Below are 25,064 nucleotides of genomic sequence, written 5' to 3' on the forward strand. Positions count from 1 at the left end.
CCGTCTTCTATCCATTAAGGGCATTCCTAGTTGGTGTCGCCGCTGTTACATCGCAGGCAGCGACCTCGGCGGAACTGCGGCCATTGACCATAGCCTCGGCCTTTGCCAGCTCAAAATGAAAGGAGCACTATGACTTCGATAAGCCGTCTCAAACGCGCCAATGTGAGGGCCGTGCTTGTCCCGCTCCGACGACCAATCATCGCAGCCATTGGCAATTTCAAACAGTGGCCTTTGATCCTTGTAGACCTGGAGATGGAAGGCGGCACTGTTGGATCGAGTTATATCGCGCCCTATCGCGAGCAAGCAGTGTTGGCAATCATTGCCGAGATTGACGACATTGTGGCGCAACTTGCAGGTCGCTCGGCTCCTTTCGAGGCGTTTCAGAGTGCTCAGAATGCCCTCAACGTCGTCGGCGTAAGCGGTGTTTCGACCCTCGCGACTGCCGCGGTAGATATGGCGCTTTGGGACGCGCTGGCAAAAGAAGCCGGACTTCCATTGGCATGCCTGCTGGGAGGAAGCATAGGACCCATCCGCGCTTACAACAGCAACGGCCTGTGGCGGCACAGCGTCGACACGTTAGGCGTCGAGGCAAAAGAGCTGCTTGCAGAAGGGGGCTTCACCGCGGCTAAGCTTCGATTGGGCAATGAGCATCTGCGCGACGACTTGGCGGCGATTCGCGCTGTTCGCGATGCTGTGGGCGCAGAGGTAGACATTATGGTGGACTTCAATCAGGCTCTTGGGCTTGGCGATGCCATTCGAAGATGCTGTGATCTGGATAACGAGGGGCTTTATTGGCTGGAAGAGCCGATCCTCTACAACAACGTAGCCGGTTACGCGGAGCTCGCAAAACGCGTGAAGACGCCACTCCAAATGGGGGAGAACTTCTATGGTGAGCGTGATCTGATGAATTTCCTTAATGCAAAAGCATTGCACTACGTGATGCCCGATCTTATGCGTATCGGAGGTATCAGCGGGTGGATAAGGACTGCAGGGGTCGCTGCGGCAGCAGGGATACAGATGTCCAATCATGTCTACCCCGAAGTTTCTGCGCATCTGCTCCGCGTCACTCCCACCGCTCATTGGTTGGAGTGGGTGGACTGGGCGAATCCGATTCTCGCCGACCCTATTGTTCCCAGTAAGGGGCAAATTACCGCTCTCAATAAACCTGGGACCGGGATTGAGTGGAATGAGAAAGCCATCGCGAAGTACGGGCTGAAAGATTAGTCAATCGACTGCTGGTTCCTGCCCGCGTATCTCTGCGGAGGAGTGCCGAGTCCACACAGTCTACGAAGAGGAGAAAGAGATGGCGACCGTTAGGGAAGTGCTATTTGAATTGATGAGGCAGCTCGACATGACCAAGATATTCGGCAATGTGGGCTCGACTGAAGAGCCAATGCTGAAGGAGTTTCCGTCGGACTTCCAATACATTCTTGCACTTCAAGAGTCTGTGGCTGTCGCTATGGCAGACGCGTATTCCCAGGCGTCTGGCAAGGTAGTTCATGTCAATCTACATACGGCGGCCGGTAGCGGTAACGCCATGGGAAACATCGAGACCGCATTTTATAACCGGACTCCAATGATCATTACGGCTGGACAGCATATGCGAGAGATGCTGATCCATGAACCATATCTCACAAATAAAAACCCGTACCAGCAGGCTCAACCATGGGTTAAGTGGAGCTATGAGCCTGCTCGCGCTGAAGATGTGCCGGCGGCATTCTTTCGAGCTTACGCAACCGCAATTCAGGCGCCCGCGGGCCCCGTTTACCTCTCTCTACCGATGGACGACATGGACAGAGAGTGCCCAGATCTGCCTCGTCTGCGTAGGGTCGAGGCGCGACTCTCAGCCGGAAAAGATGTCTTACAGCCTGTGGCCGAGGCCCTCGCCGCAGCGAAGTCCCCAGCGCTAATATTCGGCGGTGCCATTGATCAGACCGGGGGCTGGTACGACGCAATCGCGTTGGCAGAGAAGCTGAATGCCTCCGTTTGGGCTGCCCCCTTCGAAGGTCGACCGGGTTTCCCGGAGAACCATCCCCTTTATCAGGGTGGGTTACTCAGCGGCATGAGTTCTGTGTGCAAGCAGCTTGAAGGATACGATTTGGTCGTAGTCATCGGTGCTCCAGTCTTTCGCTACTATCCCTATGCGCCGGGACATCCGTTGCCACATGGCACCAAGCTCATCCACCTTAGCGATAGCGCAGAAGAAACAGCTCGCGCTGTCGTCGGCGACAGCGTTGTTTGCGATCCGGCGCGAGCTTGTGCAACTCTGGTCGAGCTACTCCCCAAGACCTCCCGTAAAGCTCCGTCCCCCATACCTTCATCCCCCGAACCAAAAGTTGCGGAGGTCATCACGGCTGACTACCTCTATCACACAGTAGCGCGACTTCGTTCGAAGGATTCGGTCATAGTGCAGGAATCGCTGTCCACTCTGGGACCACTACACGATCGCATCAGGATCTCGGAGCCTAGATCATTCTTCTCAATGTTCAGCGGTGTTCTTGGCTATGGCCTTCCCGCTGCAGGCGGAGTCGCTTTGGCAGAACGAGACCTCGGAACGAATCGTAAAGTGATTTGCCTTATGGGTGACGGCGCTACTCAATATGTGATTCAGTCCTTTTGGACCGCCTCGCAGCACAAGCTTCCTGTCTTCTATATCATCCTCCGCAATCACGCCTACAACATTCTCAAAGCATTCAGTACTTATCTGGTCGCACCGGAGGTGCCCGGGTTCGATCTGCCTGGCATCGATACAGTACAACTCGCCAAGGGATACGGATGCGAAGGTGATTATGTCTCAAACCCCTCCGAGCTAGAGGCCGCAATTATCAAAGGACTCGCGTTCCCAGGACCTTACGTGCTGCAGGTGGAGGTCGATGCTACCCTTATGCCCCTTCTCGGAAAGGTTGGGCCTGCAACGCAATACTCCAATGAACTAAACGCGGGCGCCGAAACTCTGTAAGCGCAAAACGCATGAACTTTCGTTCATCTCTTTTAATCGGCGGAGTGAAACTTTGGATTAAACGGTAAGTAGTAAATCTCGCACGAGTCACACCGGAAGGAAGGTCTTTCCCATGTCATCTAGCTCAACATCCCTCTCTCTGTCTGAGGCAAATTTGCCTGTCGGTTCCGATGAAGAACTCGCTGGACCGCCGCATACCGCCCCCGTCATGCGCGCGGAACGAATCTCCAGCATAGATACCCTGCGCGGATTCGCCCTACTCGGTATCCTCGTCATGAACATGGACGGCTTTAGCGGACCCCAATTTTTCCATGACATTCCTGTTGGTCTGCCAAAACCAGCATTCATAGGCTCTCATGCGCATGTGAACCTCTTAGTCCTCCTCATCAAATGGATCTTCTTTGAAGGAAAGATGCGCTTCATCTTCTCCATGCTCTTCGGTGCAGGCGTTCTTCTGTTGACGGAGCGTGCCGAACGTCGTGGAGCGAGCGAGCGATCGGCGGACATCTTCCTTCGCCGCAACATGTGGCTAGTTCTTATTGGGGTGATTCACGGCACCTTTATCTGGAGTGGAGATATCCTTCTTCAGTACGGCTCGACCGCGCTTCTCTTTCTCTATCCTTGCCGCAAGCTCAGGCCCAGATCACTGTTTACAGTTGGCGCCTTTCTTTTGCTCGTTGTCTCAACCTACGGCCTCCTGCAATTCACTGGTACGACGACGAGCGTCCTGCTAAATAGAGAACATATACGCTTCATCGCCAGCCAGAAAGCGGGGAATCTTCCTACGCCAGAACAGAAGAAGATCGAGCAGAAGTGGGCGGACGAAGTCAAAGAGCATGAGATAACGAAGCAGAAGATCAATGAAGAGATGGCACAATCTCAAGTGGGCTATGTCGACCACTTGCTCGATCAGGGGATCGACTACGAGACGCACTTCGTCTCGCTACCTCCGGCTTTCACTTTCGGAGAAAGTGCGGGCATCATGATGATTGGAATGGGACTTTACAAGATCGGCTTTCTTTCTGCTGAGCTTCCGTACAGCACATATCTATGGACAGCCTTGCTCGGCTTCCTGATCTCGACCCCTCTGTACGTCGCGGGACTCTTGAAATCGTATCAAAGCGGTTTTTTCTTTCTGACAGTGGAAAAATGGGTCTACTTGCCCTACGAATTTACGGGGATGTGCGGCGGTCTGGCCATCGCTGCGACGCTCCTTATGATTATTAAGAGCGACGTCTTCCGGCGGCTGCTGAGGCCGGTGGCGGCCGTCGGGCAGACAGCCCTCAGCAACTACATCCTCACTTCTCTCATTTGCCAACTCATCTTCGTGTGGGGGCCATGGAAGCTCTACGGCAAACTTCAGTACTACCAGCTTGTCTATGTCGTTTTGGGTGTCTGGATTATGAACTTGGTCTTCAGCCCGTTGTGGCTCCGCGCCTTTGAATTTGGGCCGTTGGAATGGCTCTGGCGCTCCGCAACCTACTGGAAACTTCAGCCAATGTGGAAAAAGAGCGACCTCCAGCCAAACAGCAGGTAGCTTCAAGCAGCCTGCTTTCAGAAAATGGCGATCGACGATAACCCCTCACAAGAAAGATGTCAGTATGAACGCAAAAGCCATTCATAGGTCGCTGTCCGCTACCCGCTCTGTTCATCGGTGCGGCAGTCGAGGTCACGCAGGATGAAGCATGAAGAAATCGAGGAAACACAATGATTCATCCTGATGAGCTAAAACCGATCCCATTCTTTGCTTGCTTGTCCGAGGAGTTACGGCATCGCGTCGCACAAAATGCTGCAGATCTTCATATTGCAAAAGGCGACTGGTTGATACGGGAGGGCGAGGTGCCGTGGTTCTTCGTCCTACTCGAAGGGTGCGTAGAGATCGAGAAACAACATCGTGGAAAGAACGATGCGAGCTGGGAATATCATTCTGGCGACTTCTTCGGCGAGACGTCGATCTTGCTTGATGCTCCGACTATCGCATCCTTGCGGGCAAATGAGACCTCCAGAGTGGTCAGGCTGGATCGAATGCTATTCAAGGAGATCATCGACTCCTCCCCAGAGTGCAGCAACTTGGTTGTGCAGGTGATGATGAAGCGCGTCACGGCAATCCGCGATTACACCCGCGATCACAGCCCCCTACGCGCCCTGGTGGTCGCTTCACAGTACGATACCGAGTGTCGCGACATCCGAGTCTTCCTATCGCTAAACCGAATTCCTTACGAGTGGTGCGATAGCAGTCGAGAGACGGATCGCATCCCGACAGACGTACCTCCCGGTGTGAGCGCTCCGTTTGTACTCGTGGATAGGTCGATCGTCATTGACGCGCCATTGACAGTGCGCAAAGTGGCTAATGCCCTCGGTATCAACACGACTCCTTCTGAGAGCGACTACGACGTAGTGGTGGTGGGTGGTGGACCCGCAGGCCTTGCGGCTGCGGTCTACGGTGCCTCAGAGGGATTGCGCGTTCTTCTGGTAGAGAGGAGCGCTGCGGGGGGACAGGCCGGCACGTCGTCACGGATCGAAAACTATCTGGGATTTCCCAATGGTATCTCGGGAGACGACCTGAGCTCCCGGGCATTGAGGCAGGCCTCACGCTTTGGCGCTGAGATGGTTATGACCCGTGATGTGCAGCGGATCGACTGCCTGTCAAACGGCTATTGCGTAAACCTCGACGAGGAATGTCGTGTCACAACAAAGTCAGTTGTTCTTGCAACTGGTGTTGATTGGCGGATGTTAGAGGCGGATGGTATCGATCGGCTCCAGGGCAGGGGGGTGCTCTACGGTGCGGCAAGAACTGAGGCAGCCACCGTCGTGGGCAAAAAAGTTTTTATTGTTGGCGGTGGAAATTCAGCGGGTCAGGCAGCCATATTCTTCTCAAGCTATGCAGAGTCCGTGACGATTCTTGTCCGGGGCGCCGGCCTCGCGCTCACCATGTCACAGTACCTCATTGCCCAGCTTGCTCAACATCGAAATATCTCGATTGAACCTCACACAAGAGTCAACGCTGTTCACGGGACAGAGTGTCTGGAGGCAATTTCGACTGTTGCCGAAGAGTCCGACGAAGTGCGACGCCCTGCTGATGCGCTCTTTGTGATGATCGGAGCCCGCGCCAGAACCGATTGGCTTTCCGAAGCGATTCAACGCGACGTAAACGGATTTATCTGCACCGGCCGCGATATCGAGCACTGGTCGCAGACTCGGGAACCGTTCCTGCTTGAAACGAGTCTGCCGGGTATCTTCTGCGCGGGGGATGTGCGGCACGGTTCCATCAAGCGAGTGTCCAGTGGCGTGGGCGAGGGAAGCATGGCGATCGCCTTCATTCATCAATTTCTTGCTCTTAAGGAGCATGCGAATCACACAATTGCATGATTTTCAACTGAAATGCCGAACGATTTGATCGTTGCGCGAGTCACGAAAAGTAGTGTCCTTTACCGCTGCAGCGAGTTTGGCGAATATTGAACGTTCTTTACTTCATATTGATACGGAGACGAAATGAGTCCTGCAATGACTTCAGATGCACTTGTGTTTTTCGGAGCGACGGGCGATCTCGCTTACAAGAAAATCTTTTCGGCCCTTCAGGCCATGATCGTAAGGGGCACCTTGAACGTGCCGATAATTGGAGTCGCGAAAGCTGGTTGGACGCTCGATCAGCTCGTAGCAAGGGCTAAGGATAGCTTGGAGAAGCACGGAGGGCTGGATGAATCGGCGTGGTCCAAGCTCAGCAAACTCCTGAGGTACGTTGACGGTGACTACGCCGACTCGGCCACGTTCGCTGCGGTCCGCAAAGAGCTGGGAGACTCGCAAAGTCCCGCCCATTATCTGGCAATTCCGCCCTCCCTGTTCAATACAGTGGTGAAACAGATCGCCGAGAGCGGCTGTTCGCGGGGAGCCCGAGTGATTGTTGAAAAGCCGTTCGGGCATGACCTGGCGTCGGCTCAGATTCTCAATCAAATCCTCCTCTCGGAGTTCACCGAGTCCTCAATCTTTCGAATCGATCACTATCTGGCCAAGGGGCCAGTGCATAACATGGTTTCATTTCGATTCGCCAATTGCTTCCTCGAGCCCTTATGGAATAAGGAACACGTTGAAAGCATCCAGATTATGATGGCTGAAGATTTCGGGATCGAGGGGCGCGGAGCTTTTTACGATCAGACCGGGACGATACGAGATGTCATTCAGAACCATCTATTTCAGATAGTTTGCAATCTTGCGATGGAGGCGCCGTCAAACGACGACAGCGAGTCGATGCGAGATGAAAAGGTACGGGTCTTGAAGGCGATCCCCGAGATCGTGCCTGAAGATGTCGTGCGCGGTCAGTTTATCGGTTATCTGAACGAACCTGGCGTTGACTCCGGCTCAAAGATGGAGACCTTCGCCGCTCTGAAGCTGAAGATCAGTTCTCCTCGATGGGAAGGAGTTCCTTTCTACATTCGATCGGGAAAGAGTCTGCCAACTACGTGTACGGAGGTCGTGGCGCGTATGCGGAAAACGGCTCCCACAAAATTAAATCAGGCCTCGTGTCCGCAGAACTACATCCGCTTTCGAATCAGTCCCGAGGTGACCGTTGCAATGGCGGTTTCCGTCGTGTCACCGGCTGGGCAAGCAAGCCGACGTTCAGTAGAAATGATCGCCACGCGTCACGCGGAGGCGCACGAGATGGAGGCTTACGAACGAGTGCTGACGGATGCGATGGCCGGCGATCCCACCCTCTTTGCACGTCAGGATTACGTGGAGGAGGCATGGCGAATCGTTGATCCCATTTTACGCAATCCTGTATCGGTAATCAGATACGAACCAAATACGTGGGGACCGAGCGAAGCGACCGTCATTCCGCCAGGTGGCTGGCATACCCCTCGACCGGAACTTGCCGACGATTTTCGATTGGTCTAGATGCAATTTGCTAACTTTCGGTGCAAAGAACTTCACTTCGATCTGTCCCACGCACAACCAAACAATAGTTCCGTCCGAGGTAAGACAAAATCATGTTCGTACACGTACCAGCACCCCCAGTCCGGACTTCCCAAGAGACAACGTTGTCCTCCACGGCAGCCGTGAAGTCCACTAAGCCCATCATGCTGCCATTGAAAGTCGTTGATGGATATCCTCTGGTCCAATGCGCAGTCGACGGAAGCCGAGGCTGGATGCTCTTCGATACTGGGACGGACGGATCGATGTTACTGAACACCGCCAGCAAAGACTTTTCCAAGGAAGGTCTTGTAAAGAAAGGGGAGGGCACCTATAGCTCGGGGCAACGTTTCGTCGTATATGCGAAAACAGTGGAATCGTTGGACTGTGGCAGTTTGCGTGTCTCGCATTTCGAGGCGTACGCAGCTGACCAAACAGATCAGGACAAAGCGATGGGCGGCAATCTCATAGGCTTTATCGGACGACGAATTATGAACGATTATGCTGTGGTTTTCGACTTTTCCCGAAGCATTGTGCTCCTATATGCCTTCGATGAAAAGGATGATCCCAAAGAGATGGACCTTGCATACACCCATCCAGCAGTTGTCATACCTTACCACTCGATCGCCGGTCAGCCCTCTCCGGTTACAGATGTTTCTTTAGGCACGACGATGAAACGCTTAGATGGTATTGCTGTCTTCGACAGTGGAGCAAACCTGAACAGTTTGGTCGGTGGTATAGAGAAAGATAAAGCGCGGTCTCCGAACGTTAAGAGGGAAGGGAAGAAGGACGCTGACGGAACCCCCTTGTATCGATCCAAGATCGCGTTTGATGGCGCGTATGGAAAGATTTTCGATCTCAATGACCTCACCTTGCAGCAGTCCAACGAAGGGGCTGAGCCGCAGCCATTTGTCGTGACGATCGGCTATCCCTTTCTTAAAGAGCATGTCACCTTGTGGAACTTTAGGAAACATCAGATCTCGATCTTTTGAGGTGTTCGTGCGCCCAGGCTAGTGTAGTCGCGGGATCGCATTCAGGCGTGTGATCACAAGATCCAGACTGATCTCACCGGGTCCGCACGATGATAAGTGGCCTTTATCAAACGAGGTGTCAAACACTATCGACTTTTACGCGATTTCTAGCGATCTAACGCGGTGTGGACAGATTAGGTCTGCGGATCTACATATTTCAACGAAAAGCAAAGGATCGAACGATGACCACTCCGGAGAAAGAAATGATAAAGAAGAAGAACTCTAACGGAAGTTGGATTCCTGCAATGGTTCTGGCGCTCACATGTCTTGGAGGCTATGGCAATGCACAGACAAAATCTGCTGCCGTCAGCACAGCTGCCCGTATCGCGAATGCAGAGAGTGCAGGTCCCGATGCGATCGCGAAGCATGCAACAATTCTCGACTGGCCAGCGAAGATGGGAGACGATCTGGTTGTCCTTCGCCAAGGTTCCAATGGGTGGACCTGTCTCACAGATTGGCCCGTAACACCTGCAAACGACCCTATGTGTTTGGACGATGTCTGGATGGAGTGGATGCAGGCCGGTATGCAGAAAAGGCCAGCGAAGATTGATCGTGTTGGTCTGGCCTATATGCTCCAGGGGGGAGAGGCTTTCGATCAGAGAGACCCTTCTCGTCCCTCCTCGCCTCCGGGAAAGAAGCCGTATTTCGTGGGACCTCATGTGATGGTGATATCGCCGAATCCCAAGGAATTGACTGGCATAAGCCATGATGTCTACAACGGAGGACCGTTCGTGGAAGCTCTCGAGCGTGACCATCCCATTATTCTCATTCCGGTGGCACTCCCAGGATCAAAACTCAAGGTAATTCCAGGCACAATTCATCCTTAGGACATCGTCACGGGTCGCTGTAATCACACTAGCTATGACGTGGTTACAGCGGCTTGGTAAATCAACTATTGAATGGGGCCGAAGGGGAGTCACTCGATGTCAAAATATGAACGTTTTACCAGCGCGACAGGGTCTCCAGTCGCAGACAACACGAACATTCTCACCGCTGGTCGCCGTGGCCCCGCATTACTTGAGGACATTTGGCTCATCGAGAAGCTCGCGCATTTTGATCGGGAAGTAATTCCTGAACGTCGTATGCACGCCAAGGGATGGGGGGCGTACGGAGTTTTTACTACGACTCACGATATTACTCGCTACACGAAAGCATCTATTTTCTCGAAGGTTGGGAAGCAGACACCGATGTTCGCACGATTTTCTACCGTGGCCGGCGAGCGGGGAGCGGCCGATGCCGAGCGGGACATACGTGGCTTCGCTGTCAAATTCTATACCGAAGAAGGGAACTGGGATATCGTCGGAAATAATACCCCGGTCTTCTTTTTTCGCGATCCTCTGCGTTTTTCTGATTTGAACCATGAGATCAAACGGGACCCACGTACGGGCCTAAGGAGCGCCCAGAATAACTGGGACTTCTGGACGTTGCTTCCAGAGGCTCTTCATCAGGTCACAGTGGTAATGTCCGATCGAGGAATCCCCAAGTCATTCCGCTACATGCATGGCTTCGGCAGCCATACCTTCTCCATGGTCAACAGCGAAGAAACAAGAGCCTGGGTCAAGTTTCACTTTCGGACCCATCAGGGCATCGAGAACCTGACCGATCAGGGAGCAGCCGCTATTGTCGCCAATGACCGAGAGAGCCACGGGCGAGATCTGCTTGATGCCATCGAGCGCGCGGATTTTCCTCGGTGGACATTGTTCATCCAGGTCATGACGGAGGATCAAGCTCGAATGCATAAGCACAATCCCTTTGACCTGACCAAGGTTTGGCCTAAGGCAGACTATCCCTTGATCGAGGTTGGAATCATGGAGCTGAATCGTTACCCTGAAAACTACTTCGCTGAGGTTGAGCAAGCTGCTTTCTCCCCTGCCAACGTGGTCCCCGGGATCGGATTCTCGCCGGATAAGATGCTGCAAGCCTGTCTCTTTTCTTACGGGGACACGCAGCGATATCGCCTAGGGGTGAACTTCAATCATATTCCCGTCAACGCACCGAAATGTCCATACCACTCGTATCATAGAGACGGTCAGATGCGTACCGACGGTAATCTCGGAGCCACGACCTCCTACAATCCAAACAGTCAAGGTCTCTGGGACGATCAGCCGGAGTATGCAGCGCTTCCTCTTGCGCTCGAGGGTGCAGCCAATCACTATGACCATCGCTTAGAAGACGATCATTGGGAGCAGCCCGGGAATCTATTCCGTATGATGAGCAGCGAACGGAAGCAGCTATTGTTTGAGAACACTGCTCGCGCCATCGCAGGTGCATCACCCCAGATGCTCGAACGCCATATCGAAAATTGTCGCAGAGCCGATCCCGCCTACGGCGAGGGTATCGCCAACGCATTCAATTCGGAGATGCAGAGAAATCCATAGTGAGTAGGAACGAACTAAGGCTGAAATTGCTGTATCTAAGCCATAGCTTATATCTACATTGATCTCTATCCTTTTCTCTGTATGAAAACCGTCCTAGGAGGAATTCAATGACCGCTGCTACATCCACGGTATCCATCGCTCGTGAAACCATCTCCGGCGTACGTGTGCCGGACTCGAAGCTTGCGCGCGAGATCACTGAATTTATTCGCGATACAGAAACGGAACTTCGCTTCAACCATTCCAGTCGTGTCTATTACTTCGGCGCTATGGCGGGTCGGCGGCGGAGCCTCGCATTCGACGCAGAGTTACTCTACGCCGGGGCTATGTTCCACGATATCGGGCTAATGCATGATCACAGCAGCACGACGGAGCGCTTCGAAGTCGATGGAGCAAACGCCGCGCGAGCATTCCTTAGCCAGCGCGGTATTCAGCCGCGTGACGTCGATATCGTATGGACCGCGATTGCCTTACATACCACCCCAGGCATACCCCAGTACATGCATCCCGTCGTGGCGCTCGTGGAGATGGATGTGCTTGGCCTCACATATTCTCAATACTCAGATGGGGAGAGAGAGGCCGTGGTCTCCTTATATCCACGCACGCCACACTTCAAAGAAGACATCCTGCAGGCCTTCTATGATGGAATCAAGGCGAAACCGGAGACGACCTTTGGGAACGTGAAAGCCGATGTATTGGCTGACAAAGACCCCACGTTCGTTCGCGGTAACTTCTGCAGCGTAATCCGCAACTCCTCATGGGAGGGCTGACTGGTCTCTGGTTATTGTCATCTGGGTGAAATGCGAGGTGCTTCGTTCACGGATGGTTGCGGGATATGTGATTGATCCAGTCTCGCAGCGACTCATATTGACACTCGCAGAGGCCTCAAGGCCACTCTTGTAAAGCGATCATAACGTCTGGATTTTAGGAGTGCAAAATCATGAATACAGCTTCGCAAGAAGTAGATCTGCAGGAAGATTCCATTCTGGGACGATTCAAGGTAGCTCAGTCGGTCATCCGAAAGGCTGGATCGCTTGCCAACGAATACTTCGGACGGCTCGGTAGCTTAACGATCAAGAGCAAGGGATCTCACGACCTGGTCAGTGAAGCCGACGTCAATACGGAATTGCTTATCAGGAACAGCTTTAAAGAAAAGTTTCCGGACGATTCGTTTTTTGGAGAAGAGAGCGGACATACCGAGTTCTCACCGGGACACGGTATTTGGGTTGTAGACCCTATCGATGGGACGCAACCCTTCCTCAGTGGAATGCCTAATTGGTGTATTTCAATTGCATATGTGCTCGATGGACAGCTTCAATTCGGCCTTGTCTACAATCCGCCATGTGATGAACTATTTGCTGGTGGAAGAGCATTTCCCGCGACAGTCAACGGGAATCCCATCGCGGCCCATTCGGGAACGGATCTTTCAACAGGCCTAGTCAGTATTGGCTTTTCGCCGCGCTCGCCGCACTCGTTCCTCTTCGACTCGCTGACCAAGCTTCTCGACCAAAAGGGGATGTTCTTTCGCAATGGCTCTGGGGCATTATCGCTTGCCTACGTTGCCGCAGGACGACTCCTGGGGCACGTTGAGCCGCACATGCACTCCTGGGACTGCCTCGGTGCAATAGCCATCATTGAAGCTGCCGGAGGTCGAGTGAACGAGTTTCTGGTCGGGGATGCTCTGCTCAAGGGAAATCGCGTAGTGGCGGGCGGGGCTGCTGTCTATCATCAGCTCGACTCACTATTGGGTTATAACCGTTAGATCAAGGAGGCAACGTGCTTAAGGGAATTAGTCCATTACTCTCTCCTGAAATCCTCCACATTCTGAGTTCCATGGGGCACAGGCACGAATTGGCGATAGTCGATGCAAACTTTGCGTGTGACGGAAGTGGACCTCGAGTCACAAGGCTTGACGGGATCTCTGCTACGGCCCTTCTCGACGCAGTTCTCTCTGTATTTCCGCTAGAGCGAAAAGATGCCCAGGTCTGCTGGCGGATGGTCGCTAACGGCAACCCCGAGGATGAAACGCCTATATTCAAAGAGTTTCGGGAGATTATCTCCAAACGAGAGGGCGCAGATCTGGAACTCTTCCCCTTGGCGTCGGCGGACTTTAAAGAGCGTGCCTCGAAGGCTTACGCCGTGATTGTAACTGGCGAGAGAAGGCCTTACGGGAATGTGATCGTACGAAAGGGCGTAGTTCTTGCGGAGTAACCCTGCGGCGATCTGTTTTCGTTCGAGAAGTAATGGCGACTCGCATTTACTACGGCCCCGTGTCATTCGGGAGAGTTTTATCTCCCTCTAATGTCACGAGGCCCGATCTAATCTTCGTCAGATTAGCTTAATTTCCATCCGTAAGTCCTTCCGGGCAGAGACATTTAGGACTGAAAGGCAGTCTAGCGATGAATTTCAAGACGAAGAGGTCGGTTGGGGATGGGATCGGAGCTTGACCATTCGGTAAGTGGACTTTCCTACACATACAATATGGCAATCGTGAGGGTTCTTCAGAGCGAGTGTGCAAGTGTTTCAGCGGTAGATCTAGCAGTTGTTCGTGCCGCTTTATCAACCTCTGGACCCAAGAGTGTCTTCTCGATCGCCAGAGTGTGAACGTTCTCGATTCCGACCATACGCGACCACGTTTTCAGGTAGGCGATTTGGTGATCAAAGTCTCGCTCAGGAAAATCGCCGCCAAGCTGCGCACCTCTCGCGGCAATAATGACAGTGGTCTTCCCACCCAGTAAACCGAGTAATCCTCGTTCATCGAATGTAAAGAGGATGTCTTTATGTGAAACGGTGTCGATCAGATGCTTCAATTTATATGGAATGCCAAAGTTCCACATCGGCACACTAAACAGGATTAGGTCCGCGCGGAGAAAAAGATTCGCCAGATCTTTGATCTTGCGCCAGGCTTTCTCCTGCTCGGGTGTGAGCTGTTTCCCTTCGAGGCTGGCGTATTTCGCGGCAAGAGCTTCTCTATTGAAATCAGGGAGCTGCGCATCCCAGACATTGAGAGTTTCTACAACGCCGCTCGGATGTTTCCCATGCCACGCGTCAATGAACGCATTCGCTACTTCGATCGATGCTGACCGCTCTTTACGCGGCGAGGAGACGACATGAAACAAGTTCATAAATGGGAGGCCTTTCCAGACTCGATGATATATAGATGATTCCGGCATCTCTCCTCTCGACGCATTTAATAAGGCAGTTCGGTTCGTGAACTGCCCAGAGTGGACATATCGGACACAACAGAGACGGTCGCCCAATTCTCTCCTCGGTCGCTCCGGATTGGAACTAACTTGAGTCAACAAATTGACGTCAAAGCGGAAGTGAGGAAATAATCAACGCTAATGCTCCCCGAGATGCATACAGCCAGATGGATGCGCTTAGTGTTGGTCGCAATCGTCCTGCTCTGCGTTCTCGGCGCTGCGACCCCCGCCTCCAGCCACATCCATTTCGCTTCTGGGGGGCGGGGGGACTTACACTGTAGCCTCTGCGCGCTTGCCGCGGCACTCGTTGCAGTCGTGGTCGCCCTTACGATCGGTATCGTGCGGTCTCTCACCTCATTTCTTCAGACACGGGATTCTGAAGTGCGAGGTTCAAATCGTTTCTACGTCCATTTGATCCGCCCTCCGCCACAAGTCGAATCCTTAGCCTAGAATTGCGCCCTTTGAAGGGCGGCCTGCAGCTCCACGAGAGCGATGACAGTTTGGCCCTTTCAGCACAACCATATGCAATGTTTGAATTCCTCTCATTTGAGGAGCGCTAAGGAATTTTCTATGGCAACAGCATTTGTCTCCGATGTTGAGCGTGCAGCAATCGCTCAACGCGGACACTATCTAGAAGTGTTTACCATCTGCTGGGCGATTCTTGAAGCTACCATCGCACTGACTACAGCAGTGAAGTCACATAGCGTATCTCTGGCCGGATTCGGTTTCGACTCCTTGATCGAAGTGGTTTCCGGGGCTGCATTGATGTGGAGAATGTCCCATGAGATGGATCACAATCGACGTCACCGCGCCGAACAGATCAGTCTTCGCATAGCAGGCGTGTGTCTGCTTCTATTAGCTGCTTACCTCTTTGTCGAGGCTGCATTCAACTTGGCCTATCATCGCGAGTCTGAGGCAACATGGGCGGGAATGGCTGTTACGACAGCAGCCGTGATTTTTATGCCTCTGCTTTCCAGGGCGAAGCGCAGGGTAGGGCGTGCGCTGAATAGCACGGCGATGATGACTGACGCGAAACAAACCGACTTCTGTATGTACCAAGCGATGATCGTGCTCTTCGGTCTGATTGTGCACGCCGCGTTCGGTACTAGTTGGGCCGATAGTGTCGCCGCCATTCTATTAGTTCCACTGCTCCTGAGAGCTGGGACGCTTTCCCTTCGTGGAGAAACTTGTTGCGCCCATCATCATGATCATCCATGAGTCGAGGTCGAGGCCGTAGGTCTCAGTAAATATTGGACATAGCAACACTTGCGCAAGTGTGCAGGTATTGCTATATTCGTTTTGTGAAGATCGAACCAAAGCCCGCATGTTCCACCGAAAGCCACGGATCCCAGAGGCTCCATATTCCTGTTGGAGAACCCGCCATCGAGCGAACTGCCAGAATCTTTCGCGCCCTCGGGGAGCCCGCGAGGATTCGGCTTCTGGCAAGGCTTGCACAAGGGGAAGCCTGTGTCACGGAGTTGGCTGAGCTCGAGGGTGAGTCGATCACGGTGATCTCACAACGCCTTCGAGTTCTCCGCGCAGACAATATTGTCGGTCGGCGGCGCGACGGCAAACACATTTTGTACTATTTGGCCGACCAGCACGTTCTCGACCTGGTCTTCAACAGTCTGGCCTATGCTTCGGAACAGCCATCAACTGTCCCTGCAACATCTAACTCGCGCCTGCTGGCGCTCTTCAAAGGAAATAGATCAATGTGGAATCAGCACGAGACCCACGAGAACCATCCTCATCAGCACGGCAAAAATTGCGGTCACACAGAGGTCATCCATAACGACCACACGGACTATCTGCACGACGGACATCTGCACTCGCCTCACGATGGTCATATCGATGAGCACAAACTCGACGTCAATTCCGCAAATCCCGCTAACTGCACCAAAGGACACGATTGCGGATCACATGGCACCGAGCACAAGCATGGCGAGGATTGCGGACACGAAGCGGTTCCACATGGCGATCACATTGATTATGTGGTTGATGGGCATCTGCATCATCCACATGAAGATCACTGTGACAACCACGGTCCCATTCAGCTCGCAATCTAGGCGTAGCGAATGTGCTCCAGAGAAGGGCGAACGCGTGGAGCGTTCGCCCTTCTTATCATTGCCAATGACCAATCAATGAGTTGGCGGCATAAATAACAACTACTCCAAGAGCGACAAGCGGTAGAAGAAATCTGCGAGAACCCTTGCAGTGACGTATCTCTGGCAGGAAATCGCTTGCTGCCATCTGGATGAAGAACCCCGCCGCGAGAGCCAATAGCAAGACCGAGTTCTTAAGAGAAGAGAACCACCACATCGCAGCGAGGCCTCCAAGTAGCGGAGCGATCGCGTCCAGACCCAGGAGGAGATAATCTCCCTTCGTCGGCTTTTCTCCACGAGTGGTCAACAGGATCGTGTTCATTCCGTCTCCCAGGTCGTGGGCTGCAACGCCGAGTGCCACGGCATAACCCGCGGGATGCGAGGCAACATAAGATGCTCCTATCGCCATGCCATCACGGAAGCTGTGAAAGATGAGCATGCTGCCAGCGATACGTCCGACAACTTTCTGCGAGTTCTGGTCTCCTTGCTCAGCACTCATTGAATCCAGGAAATTTTCGATTCCGAAGAAGAGCAACAACGAAATCAAAGTGAGTGTCAGGACGTTAGCGGCCGAGATCCCCGCAGAAGCTCCAAGAGTGATTGCCTCTGGTAAGAGATCAAGAAAGGCGGCACCTAGTAACAATCCGGCTCCGCTCGCGAGCAGCATCGTTGTGAAGTGACGAAAACGAACAGCTACGAGTCCGCCTGCAAGAGTAGAAATTACGGGAACAATTAAAAGCAGACCAGGAAAGGACAAAGCGCAGCTTCTTTCTAATGATAAATTGATCTCAATATTACTCGATTTACCTTACGACTGGTGTTTGGTTCAACGGCTACCTGATAGGGTTGCTCATCCAGTCTCGATTTCGCTCGCAAATCGGGTCGCTTCTGGCCAGTCTCGCCGGATCGTGACGGCAAGGCCACGATTCGGGGAATAGTCCAGGAGTGTTCTTAGGTACTCTCGTGGACGTCTATCCCCGGCCCACCGGGCCTAAAGAATCCTCGCAGCAAACGAACGGAGCAAGTACGGCGTCATGCCACTCGATTCGTCGTTTAGCGTCGCGGAGAACTATCAACGACAATGAGCATCAGCCTAAGACCGATAGGGGGCAGAGGATTTGCGTCCACGCAAGATAGCCAATAGTGATCTTGATTTGTCAGGAAACAGATCCGCTCTATCTTCTGAGGGGATGCTGCAGATAAATCATGAGAAAGGGAAGCAGCAAGAATGGGATTTCTATAAGCGCGCCCCTAATGTCGCGAACTCGTAACTGCAATACTGTTACGACGAGAATGAGGGTAGCTCCCAGCAGGTTTCCCGCGACAAAAGTCGCAGGGAAGAGAATCAATACCGCAGAACCCAATATAAGCCAGGCAAGAGCCAGTTGGGCCGTACGGCTCAGCCGCAAATCTTCCGCCAATGCCCTTTCTTCAGAGGATGAACGCAGCATTCCCAATCCATGCTTCAGGGAGAGAATCACTGTCAAGCAAATCAATGCGGCGCTTAGAACTTTGATCGCCATGAAAGGCCTTCCTTCGTTCCGTTAGACGTTTGTCTCTGACAGCATCGCGTCGACGGGGCCACTCGCCATTTTGATCATGAGGTTGGGCGCTATCCTCGAACCAGCCCGCAAAACCTTGCTTAGGCCTGGAAGGATCTCTAGGCGATCTTTTCGCAATCCGTTGATTGCTGCAGCGACCATTTTCTTCAACTCCATCATGGGAGCTACCTTGAGGTCCGCCGCCGTAAACGCGCTCTGCAACGGCGTGTCCGTTGCAGGCGGCGCTAACTCAAATACTTTGATTTTGCTGTTCTTGAGCTGAACTCGCAGAGATTGCGTAAAAGAATGAATCCCTGCTTTCGTAGCGCAGTAGATCGGTGAAATTGGAAAAGGGCTGAAGGCTAGTCCGGAGGATACGTTCACAATAGCAGCGCTGGGTTGGGCACTTAATATGGGCAGGAACTGCTTCACCATGCGTATCGGTCCTAAGAGATTCGTCTCGATCTCCAAACCAATATCGTTAAGATCACTCCCCTCGCCCTGGAGGTTAATCTTCCGCATAATGCCCGCGTTGTTGATCAAAATATTAAGTCCCGGAAACCGTTCAACCACAGTCTGATAGAGAGTCGCAATTGCCTTTGGATCGCTGACATCGCTCTGGATGGTGTGCAGAAAAGGGTACTGAGCTGCGATCTTTTGAAGCTTGACCTCGTTCCTCCCGGTGACAATGACGGTATTGCTTAGCGCCATGAGTTGAAGCGCCAACTCCAGTCCGATACCGGAGGTTGCCCCTGTAATGAGAACCGTATTATCAGAAAGTTTCATGTGTGCCGTTTCTCCCCCGCCTGAAGAAACGGGCGTGTGCTGTTCTTACCAATGTGCCTGTCGACAACAATGTTGTCAACAGGCACATTGAGCGGCGTGGTTGTGAACGAGATATTGGAGATGTAACACTAGTCAGGTGACTGACACGAAACGCCCCTATCATCACGGAGACTTGCGCGCCGCTCTTCTTCAAGCCGCCGAGTCGGCACTGGCATTGGGCGATAGCGAAGGTCTTTCGTTGAGGGAACTCAGCCGCAGCTTGGGTGTAAGCTACACAGCTCCGCGGCGGCACTTCGCGAACAAGCAAGCTCTTCTGGATGCTTTAGCTCTAGAGGGATTTGAAAGGTTGGGAGCGACCCTCAATCGGGCTGTTTCGGATCGAACCGAGGAATTCGATCTGAGAATGACCAAACTTGCGCGTACCTACGTCCGTTGGGCCATGAAACACTCAGCCCTGCTTCGTCTCATGGTGGCAGCCAAACATAAATCAGACGCACCTCCTGCTCTGATCGAAGCGAGTAATCGGGCGTTGTCAGCTGGTCCCTTGACGATCGTGGACGGTCAATCCACTGGAGCCGTTGTCCAGGGAGATCCCCTGCGTCTCGCATTAGCAGTGTTTGCGGCGGCCGAGGGATTGATTGCGATCTGTACAAACGGAGAATGCGATGGCGTCCCCATCGATCGTTTGGTTGTCGAGATTGTCCAGCAAATCATTGTGGGCATCCGCCCGCGGATTTAACTGGCTTACGCATCGTGTTGTCGGCATTTCGCCATGTTATAAGTTCGCCTTATCAAAACTCACGTTAAAGAGTATTGGCCACAGTGCAGCGGGCACGTAATCCTTTTTCCTATCTCTTGTCGTCAGATATTTCGGGTGGGCGAGAGAGATACAGAGCGTGAATCACAACATCCAAAATCCTGATTAATGAGAGTCATCTCTTCCGTGACACATGAATCCGATCGGGGAGCAATGTCTGTCCGCATGGAGATGGCCTAGAAGTTGCGTTTTGAGGAGCGATCTACGATGCGGAGATTGGAAAACCTGGCCGCTTTCTGGAGTGGTTAGCGAGTCAGTCGCCACACTGCAAGCTATCTCAGATGAGATCTCAGAAAAGCCAGGTTTGGTCTTTCACGTTAAGGTCTCCACATAGAACAACAATACGAAATGATCCTTGGATGAACGAATGAGAATTCTAAAGTAGTCAATCGCTGCTTTGATTCTGGCCCTGCTGGCTCAACTAGGCATTTATCCGCAAATTGCTCTTGAGAAGCCACCTGCGAGACTTCCCGGTGTCGATCTTCGTCTGATTGACGCAACCGCGGACCCCTGCGTCGATTTCACGAAATACGCATGTGGCAACTTCGCAAAGATTCACCCTATCCCGGCCGACGAGTCAAGCTATGGAACCTTCGATGTCGTTAGCGATTATGTTTCTTATTCTGTACACGCGATGTTGGAGAAAGCCAGCAAAGGAGGGACGGAGCGTGATGACAATGAGCAAAAGATTGGTGATTACTATGCAGCCTGTCTCGATGTGCAGACGATTAACGCGCGTGGCCTGAGGTCTCTTAAGACAGAACTGGATCGAATTCGGAGGCTGCAACGGAAGCCGGACTTAGCATCTCTCCTGGCACATTATCGGCTACTTGAAGTCAGCGCTTTTTTCGAGTCGCGGGTCAGCCAAGACCTAAAGGACGCGCGCAAACAGATCCTCGTGTTTGACCAAGGTGGCCTGGGGCTGCCTGAGCGCGCCTATTACCTGCGTGAAGGCGAAAAGGACAAGCGGATACTTCAACTCTACGAAACCCACATCGCGAAAACACTAGCGCTTTCAGGTGAGTCGGATTCCGAAAGCAAGATCGATGCGCGTAATGTTCTGTTGATTGAGAGTGCTTGGGCCGGTGCGTCCCTCGACGTCACCGCGAGGCGCGATCCAATGAATGTCTATCATCCAATGTCAATTCGACAACTTCAGACGCTTGCATCAGAATTTCGTTGGAGGGCCTTTATAGATCAGGACGGAATTCCCAACGTGTCCGAAGTCAACGTAGCAATTCCGAGTTTCTTCAAACGGTTCAACGTCATTCTAGCCAGGACCAGCCTGAGATCAATCAAGGCCTATCTCAAGTGGCAATTGCTCTCCTCTTTGCCTGGTGTTAACCTGCCCAAACCCTTGGACGGCGAAATCTTTGATTTCGATAGTCGACTCCTGCGAGGGCAACCAGAGCAATCCCCAAGGTGGAGGCGTTGCGTTCGAAATACGATTTACAATCTGGGCGATGCGGTTGGGCAGGTGTATGTCGCCCAGGAGTTTCCGGCATCAAGCAAAGCGGCGACACTGCAGATGGTTCATGACATAGAAGCTGCGATGACCGACGATATCGATCAACTGGACTGGATGAGTCCGCAAACGAAATTGCGGGCGAAAGAGAAGTTGAACTTATTGGCCAACAAAATTGGCTATCCAGAGAGGTGGCTGGACTATTCAACAGTGGAGATTCGACGCGATGATGCACTGGGCAATTCGCTCTGAGCGACCCGATTTGAACAGCGCAGGGAGCTAACCAAAGTAGGCCAGCCCGTGGATCATGGAGAGTTCATCATGCCTCCCGCAGTCGTTGGTGTTATTACACTCCTGCGACGAATGACATCAATTTCCCGGCCGGAATTCTGCAACCTCCTTTCTATGACCCGAATTCTCCCGACGCAGTAAACTTCGGGCACATCGGCTCAATCATCGGTCACGAGTTGACTCATGGCTTCGATGATCAGGGCCGCAAGTTTGACGGAAATGGTAATTTTGCAGACTGGTGGACTACTGAGGATGCGAACCAATTCCAACAGAGGTCGAGCTGTGAGGTGAAGGAATATAGCGCATTCACCGTAGATGGGGACGCGCATGTAAACGGCGAACTAACACTGGGTGAGAACGCCGCAGACAACGGTGGGCTCCGTTTGGCCTACATGGCGATGCTGGCCAATGCGAGACGGAAGCATGTCGATCTGAGCCGAGAAACTGACGGCTATACACCGATACAAACGTTCTTCTTGGCATTCGGTCAGGATTGGTGCGGAACAGCCCGTCCAGAATACGAGAGGATATTGGTCCAGACTGATCCCCATACGCCCGATCGATTTCGTGGGAACGGAGCTCTGCAAAATATGCCGGAGTTAGGCAAAACATTCGGCTGCCGACAGGGCCAGCCTATGATGCCTGTCAATGTCTGTAGCGTTTGGTAGCAAATCGCGAGGTCTGGACGCGTATTCTTGCCGATCGTTCCAGGTCCGCTCAGATTGCCGAACGAATTGACATCAGCTGAGTGCGGGGTCCGAGGTCTGCTCGACACAATCCGCAAGCCGATTGAGCTCTTGCATAAACGCAGTGTATTCTTTGGAGCCAAAGCTGCTGATGATTCGAGTTTGAAGATCATCCCAGCCCGAGCCAGCACGGGCCAGAAGTCGATCTCCCTTTTTTGTAATCTTGGCAGTCTTCGTCCCAGGTGCTGGTCCGTCCGCAAGTACGATCCAACCGTCTCGGATCATCGGTGTAAGCGCTCTGTAAAGGGAGGTCTTTTCCAACTCAAGTTCGTGAGCAACTCTCGCCAATGGCTCTCCCACTCGACGAGAGATACACCGCATAACGGCCAACTGGGTTATGCTGATTCCGGAATCCGCGAGCGCGGCGTCGTAATTGCGCCCCAGGATGCGGGACAGCTTCTTCACGGTGGTGCAGGCGCAGGGAATACTTCCAGGCTTGTTCGATGTATACACATCTGGTAGACTATCACTCCAGCCCAGCCTGACCCAAACCTCTTTCGTGTCCGACGCTAAATGACAGAAAGCAAATGCTTTACATTACTAGAAACTTCGTTTTTTCTCCAGAGTACCGACAATCGAACTCCATTACATGCGCTCAGAATAGGGCGAATAGCTACGCCCTCCCGTTGTAGCACCTGTACTGAAGCCGGCATTAGCGACACTCCGAGACCAGCCGAAACCATGCCAAGGGCCGATTGATAGGTCGAAAGCTCTTGGGTCGAGTGAGGTCTAAACCCAGTACTTGAGCATTCCGCAAGGATGGCGTCGGTCAATGTTGCGGCAGCGTATCTCGTCGGGATGATGAGCGTTTCCTCCGTCAACTCGCCAACGGAGATGATCTTTTGGTTCGCCAGCGAATGTTGAGTGTGGAGGGCGATGACCAACTGTTCAGGTTTAAGTTCACGGCTCTGAAATTCATCGCTTGGAGGTGCGTAGGCTACCGCGACGTTAATCTCACCGCTTCGAAGAGCCGCTAGCTGCGGTTCCATCCCCAGCTCTCTTAGCTGGATCGCGACATCTGGGAACATGGCACGAGCTCTCTTCACGAATTGGGGAATGAACTGGAGACCTGCCGAGCTGCTGAAGCCAACAATGACCTGTCCAACCGGAGGTAATCCAGCCTTCCGGGCCGCTGTCTTGGCGAATTCGAACTGCTCGAGGCTAAGCGCCGCCTTTATCTGGAACGCGATTCCCGCATCTGTCAATGTAAGGTTACGTCCTGATCGACGTATGAGCATCGTGCCTAGCTCTTTTTCCAATTGCTGCATGTTTTGCGTGAGAGTAGGCTGGGAAATCTGTAAATGGGCGGCGGCCTGCCGCATATGGAGCGTCTTCGCAAGAACAACAAAGTAGCGTAGATGGCGATTTTCGATCATTGGTTCTCCCAAGCTCGGTGCATAGTGATCCTTCGATGACGAATGCCCCCAAAAGGCCGCGTTGGTTATTTGATTTGCACATCTGCGTTCAGCGATAGGTAGCACTTATCAAATACCGCCATAGATCCTATCGAGCCTAGTGCGAAATCTTCCAATCTAAAACTGGTAGGTAGTTCAGCCCGTAACTCATCTGGGTGGGCGATTTGCAAGCGAGGGATGGAAGCGATGAATGAAGTAGCAAGAAGGGAACTGGCGCTGGGTTTTGTTGCCGGTGTGAAAGCTGGAGACCGACACTTACTCCAGTCCATAACAACTGAAGATGTCGTTTGGAGTCTGCCGGGTGACAATGTGATATCCGGCGAGGCATATGGCGTGGACGCCATATTGGAGCGCGCCAACACCCTTCAGGCATTCGAGGTCAATGTTCGACTTGAGCACGTCGTGTTCGGGTATAAGGACGTCGGTCTTATCTTGCACAATACAGGAACCAAAAACGGACGGGTACTCGATATGCATTTAACGACGGTCATGCTACTTCGTGATGGCAAGATCCAAAGACTCAACACTCTCCTCCATGACGTCCCTATGGTGAATACCTATTTCAACAGCTAACCTGACCGTGTCCGCTAAAGAGACCGAAAGTCGGTCACGCGACCCAGTCAGCACCATCCCCCAGTGTTCGGGCCGCTTAGTCATAAGCTCATCGCAATTCTTCCGGGCACTTCGAGCACTAGATCTGTGCCGAAGCTCGATCGGGAGTTGCACTAACCGAAAGGGTGGAATCTGTGTTTCACAACATCATGGTGGCCTACGACAAATCTCTGGAGGCGAGCAACGCTTTGAACGTAGCCATCGAGCTGGCAGCCTCCCTCAAGTCCGAGCTAATTATCGCCAGCGTAGTGAAGCCGCCTCCGTTTTATGCCAATTTCGCAGCCATGACCTTCCCCGATCTTCCAGGCACGCTGATCGAAGCAGCAGCTGAGGACCTGCAAGCAGAACTCTGGGCAGCAGTTAAGGTAGCTCGCGACCGAGGCCTCTCAGTCAGAGGCGTGATCAAAAGCGATATTGAGGTTTCAGGCATCATCGGAATTGCTCGGCTTCAAAAGGCTGATCTACTCGTCATCGGCCTCAGAAAGCATGGAACGTTCGGGCCAATAAGCGGCACTCTCCACCAAATCGCGCAGGAGAGTCCATGCCCTGTGCTGGCGGTGAACGCAGACATAGCCTCGCCGGTGTCCACTGTGATCGTGATTCCAGAGCCATGACACAACGAAAAATCTGCACATTGGAACTGGTATCAAATGTTTCCATCCCTCAACTTAAGAATTTCACACTGGATTCTTTGAGATGGAAAGTCGGCATTGTGAATGTCGCCAGCGCACCGAGGAGCAAATGTCTGTGGAGTGGATGGAATCGGCTTTGATAAGCCGCGCTTATTCACACCGAACACCCACGATTGATAAGTAG

The 25,064-nt window shown here is 52.8% G+C and carries 22 protein-coding genes and 1 pseudogene; 18 read left to right on the top strand and 5 right to left on the bottom strand.

The features are described 5' to 3' along the window. Window positions 1-129 precede the first annotated feature (129 nt). From GSQ82_RS02020 to GSQ82_RS02070, 11 genes are all read left to right on the top strand, one after another. Window positions 130-1,224, top strand: coding sequence for an enolase C-terminal domain-like protein (locus tag GSQ82_RS02020; RefSeq protein WP_158790430.1), 1,095 nt, complete (start codon window positions 130-132; stop codon window positions 1,222-1,224). 79 nt (window positions 1,225-1,303) lie between these two features. Next, complete coding sequence (gene mdlC / locus GSQ82_RS02025; RefSeq protein ID WP_158790330.1) at window positions 1,304-2,959, top strand: benzoylformate decarboxylase; 1,656 nt, start codon at window positions 1,304-1,306, stop codon at window positions 2,957-2,959. A gap of 154 nt (window positions 2,960-3,113) precedes the next feature. Beyond that, window positions 3,114-4,496: a DUF418 domain-containing protein gene (locus GSQ82_RS02030; protein WP_254061357.1), complete on the top strand. Its 1,383-nt coding sequence runs from the start codon at window positions 3,114-3,116 to the stop codon at window positions 4,494-4,496. 170 nt (window positions 4,497-4,666) lie between these two features. Then, window positions 4,667-6,328 (top strand): FAD-dependent oxidoreductase, encoded by a 1,662-nt coding sequence (locus GSQ82_RS02035; protein WP_158790332.1) that lies wholly within the window; start codon window positions 4,667-4,669, stop codon window positions 6,326-6,328. A 123-nt stretch (window positions 6,329-6,451) separates the two neighbouring features. Beyond that, window positions 6,452-7,849 carry a glucose-6-phosphate dehydrogenase gene (gene zwf / locus GSQ82_RS02040; RefSeq protein WP_254061358.1) on the top strand — a complete coding sequence of 466 codons (1,398 nt, stop codon included), beginning with the start codon at window positions 6,452-6,454 and terminating at the stop codon, window positions 7,847-7,849. 143 nt (window positions 7,850-7,992) lie between these two features. Beyond that, on the top strand, window positions 7,993-8,856 hold the full coding sequence (locus GSQ82_RS02045) for an aspartyl protease family protein (protein ID WP_158790333.1): 864 nt from the start codon (window positions 7,993-7,995) through the stop codon (window positions 8,854-8,856). 221 nt (window positions 8,857-9,077) lie between these two features. Beyond that, window positions 9,078-9,722 (top strand): hypothetical protein, encoded by a 645-nt coding sequence (locus tag GSQ82_RS02050; RefSeq protein WP_158790334.1) that lies wholly within the window; start codon window positions 9,078-9,080, stop codon window positions 9,720-9,722. A gap of 96 nt (window positions 9,723-9,818) precedes the next feature. After that, on the top strand, window positions 9,819-11,273 hold the full coding sequence (locus GSQ82_RS02055) for a catalase (protein ID WP_158790335.1): 1,455 nt from the start codon (window positions 9,819-9,821) through the stop codon (window positions 11,271-11,273). A gap of 107 nt (window positions 11,274-11,380) precedes the next feature. Beyond that, window positions 11,381-12,040: an HD domain-containing protein gene (locus GSQ82_RS02060; protein ID WP_158790336.1), complete on the top strand. Its 660-nt coding sequence runs from the start codon at window positions 11,381-11,383 to the stop codon at window positions 12,038-12,040. A gap of 170 nt (window positions 12,041-12,210) precedes the next feature. Further along, the gene (locus GSQ82_RS02065; protein WP_158790337.1) at window positions 12,211-13,032 is read left to right on the top strand and encodes an inositol monophosphatase; all 822 of its coding nucleotides are present in this window, start codon (window positions 12,211-12,213) and stop codon (window positions 13,030-13,032) included. Window positions 13,033-13,046: 14 nt separating this feature from the next. After that, window positions 13,047-13,481: an RbsD/FucU family protein gene (locus GSQ82_RS02070; RefSeq protein ID WP_158790338.1), complete on the top strand. Its 435-nt coding sequence runs from the start codon at window positions 13,047-13,049 to the stop codon at window positions 13,479-13,481. A gap of 290 nt (window positions 13,482-13,771) precedes the next feature. Here GSQ82_RS02070 and GSQ82_RS02075 read toward each other — a convergent pair whose 3' ends face one another. Continuing rightward, on the bottom strand, window positions 13,772-14,395 hold the full coding sequence (locus tag GSQ82_RS02075; RefSeq protein ID WP_158790339.1) for an FMN-dependent NADH-azoreductase: 624 nt from the start codon (window positions 14,393-14,395) through the stop codon (window positions 13,772-13,774). A 648-nt stretch (window positions 14,396-15,043) separates the two neighbouring features. Between GSQ82_RS02075 and GSQ82_RS02080 the strand changes: the two genes are divergently transcribed. Then, complete coding sequence (locus tag GSQ82_RS02080; protein ID WP_158790340.1) at window positions 15,044-15,691, top strand: cation transporter; 648 nt, start codon at window positions 15,044-15,046, stop codon at window positions 15,689-15,691. An 83-nt stretch (window positions 15,692-15,774) separates the two neighbouring features. Continuing rightward, window positions 15,775-16,539: a helix-turn-helix transcriptional regulator gene (locus GSQ82_RS02085; RefSeq protein WP_216846985.1), complete on the top strand. Its 765-nt coding sequence runs from the start codon at window positions 15,775-15,777 to the stop codon at window positions 16,537-16,539. Window positions 16,540-16,594: 55 nt separating this feature from the next. Here GSQ82_RS02085 and GSQ82_RS02090 read toward each other — a convergent pair whose 3' ends face one another. The 3 genes from GSQ82_RS02090 to GSQ82_RS02100 form a co-directional block, all read right to left on the bottom strand. Then, window positions 16,595-17,332, bottom strand: coding sequence for a ZIP family metal transporter (locus GSQ82_RS02090; RefSeq protein ID WP_254061359.1), 738 nt, complete (start codon window positions 17,330-17,332; stop codon window positions 16,595-16,597). A 418-nt stretch (window positions 17,333-17,750) separates the two neighbouring features. Then, window positions 17,751-18,098, bottom strand: a complete 348-nt coding sequence (locus tag GSQ82_RS02095) for a hypothetical protein (protein ID WP_158790341.1) — start codon at window positions 18,096-18,098, stop codon at window positions 17,751-17,753. A gap of 21 nt (window positions 18,099-18,119) precedes the next feature. Continuing rightward, the gene (locus GSQ82_RS02100; RefSeq protein ID WP_158790342.1) at window positions 18,120-18,902 is read right to left on the bottom strand and encodes an SDR family oxidoreductase; all 783 of its coding nucleotides are present in this window, start codon (window positions 18,900-18,902) and stop codon (window positions 18,120-18,122) included. Between the two features lie 172 nt (window positions 18,903-19,074). Between GSQ82_RS02100 and GSQ82_RS02105 the strand changes: the two genes are divergently transcribed. The 3 genes and pseudogenes from GSQ82_RS02105 to GSQ82_RS25500 all read left to right on the top strand — a co-directional run. Beyond that, on the top strand, window positions 19,075-19,641 hold the full coding sequence (locus tag GSQ82_RS02105) for a TetR/AcrR family transcriptional regulator (RefSeq protein ID WP_158790343.1): 567 nt from the start codon (window positions 19,075-19,077) through the stop codon (window positions 19,639-19,641). Between the two features lie 475 nt (window positions 19,642-20,116). Then, window positions 20,117-21,436 (top strand): M13 family metallopeptidase N-terminal domain-containing protein, encoded by a 1,320-nt coding sequence (locus GSQ82_RS02110; protein ID WP_158790344.1) that lies wholly within the window; start codon window positions 20,117-20,119, stop codon window positions 21,434-21,436. 104 nt (window positions 21,437-21,540) lie between these two features. Next, window positions 21,541-22,143, top strand: a pseudogene (locus GSQ82_RS25500) (M13-type metalloendopeptidase); the annotation flags it as partial. 587 nt (window positions 22,144-22,730) lie between these two features. On the opposite strand, the gene GSQ82_RS02120 reads toward GSQ82_RS25500, so the two are convergent. Next, window positions 22,731-23,597 carry a LysR family transcriptional regulator gene (locus tag GSQ82_RS02120; protein ID WP_158790345.1) on the bottom strand — a complete coding sequence of 289 codons (867 nt, stop codon included), beginning with the start codon at window positions 23,595-23,597 and terminating at the stop codon, window positions 22,731-22,733. 225 nt (window positions 23,598-23,822) lie between these two features. Between GSQ82_RS02120 and GSQ82_RS02125 the strand changes: the two genes are divergently transcribed. Continuing rightward, a complete protein-coding gene (locus tag GSQ82_RS02125) occupies window positions 23,823-24,209 on the top strand; it encodes a nuclear transport factor 2 family protein (protein WP_158790346.1) in 387 nt (128 codons plus the stop codon). Window positions 24,210-24,382: 173 nt separating this feature from the next. Then, window positions 24,383-24,862: a universal stress protein gene (locus GSQ82_RS02130; protein ID WP_158790347.1), complete on the top strand. Its 480-nt coding sequence runs from the start codon at window positions 24,383-24,385 to the stop codon at window positions 24,860-24,862. Window positions 24,863-25,064: the final 202 nt, after the last annotated feature.

The organism is Granulicella sp. L60 (assembly GCF_009765825.1).
Taxonomy (GTDB): domain Bacteria; phylum Acidobacteriota; class Terriglobia; order Terriglobales; family Acidobacteriaceae; genus Edaphobacter.

Excerpts from the sequence above, each read along its gene's own strand:
- GSQ82_RS02125 (WP_158790346.1), top strand. The coding sequence starts at position 23,823 with ATGAATGAAGTAGCAAGAAGGGAACTGGCGCTGGGTTTTGTTGCCGGT.
- GSQ82_RS02065 (WP_158790337.1), top strand. The coding sequence starts at position 12,211 with ATGAATACAGCTTCGCAAGAAGTAGATCTGCAGGAAGATTCCATTCTG.
- GSQ82_RS02100 (WP_158790342.1), bottom strand. The coding sequence starts at position 18,902 with ATGAAACTTTCTGATAATACGGTTCTCATTACAGGGGCAACCTCCGGT.
- GSQ82_RS02060 (WP_158790336.1), top strand. The coding sequence starts at position 11,381 with ATGACCGCTGCTACATCCACGGTATCCATCGCTCGTGAAACCATCTCC.
- GSQ82_RS02020 (WP_158790430.1), top strand. The coding sequence starts at position 130 with ATGACTTCGATAAGCCGTCTCAAACGCGCCAATGTGAGGGCCGTGCTT.
- GSQ82_RS02075 (WP_158790339.1), bottom strand. The coding sequence starts at position 14,395 with ATGAACTTGTTTCATGTCGTCTCCTCGCCGCGTAAAGAGCGGTCAGCA.
- mdlC (WP_158790330.1), top strand. The coding sequence starts at position 1,304 with ATGGCGACCGTTAGGGAAGTGCTATTTGAATTGATGAGGCAGCTCGAC.
- GSQ82_RS02035 (WP_158790332.1), top strand. The coding sequence starts at position 4,667 with ATGATTCATCCTGATGAGCTAAAACCGATCCCATTCTTTGCTTGCTTG.
- GSQ82_RS02080 (WP_158790340.1), top strand. The coding sequence starts at position 15,044 with ATGGCAACAGCATTTGTCTCCGATGTTGAGCGTGCAGCAATCGCTCAA.
- zwf (WP_254061358.1), top strand. The coding sequence starts at position 6,452 with ATGAGTCCTGCAATGACTTCAGATGCACTTGTGTTTTTCGGAGCGACG.
- GSQ82_RS02095 (WP_158790341.1), bottom strand. The coding sequence starts at position 18,098 with ATGGCGATCAAAGTTCTAAGCGCCGCATTGATTTGCTTGACAGTGATT.
- GSQ82_RS02050 (WP_158790334.1), top strand. The coding sequence starts at position 9,078 with ATGACCACTCCGGAGAAAGAAATGATAAAGAAGAAGAACTCTAACGGA.
- GSQ82_RS02120 (WP_158790345.1), bottom strand. The coding sequence starts at position 23,597 with ATGATCGAAAATCGCCATCTACGCTACTTTGTTGTTCTTGCGAAGACG.
- GSQ82_RS02055 (WP_158790335.1), top strand. The coding sequence starts at position 9,819 with ATGTCAAAATATGAACGTTTTACCAGCGCGACAGGGTCTCCAGTCGCA.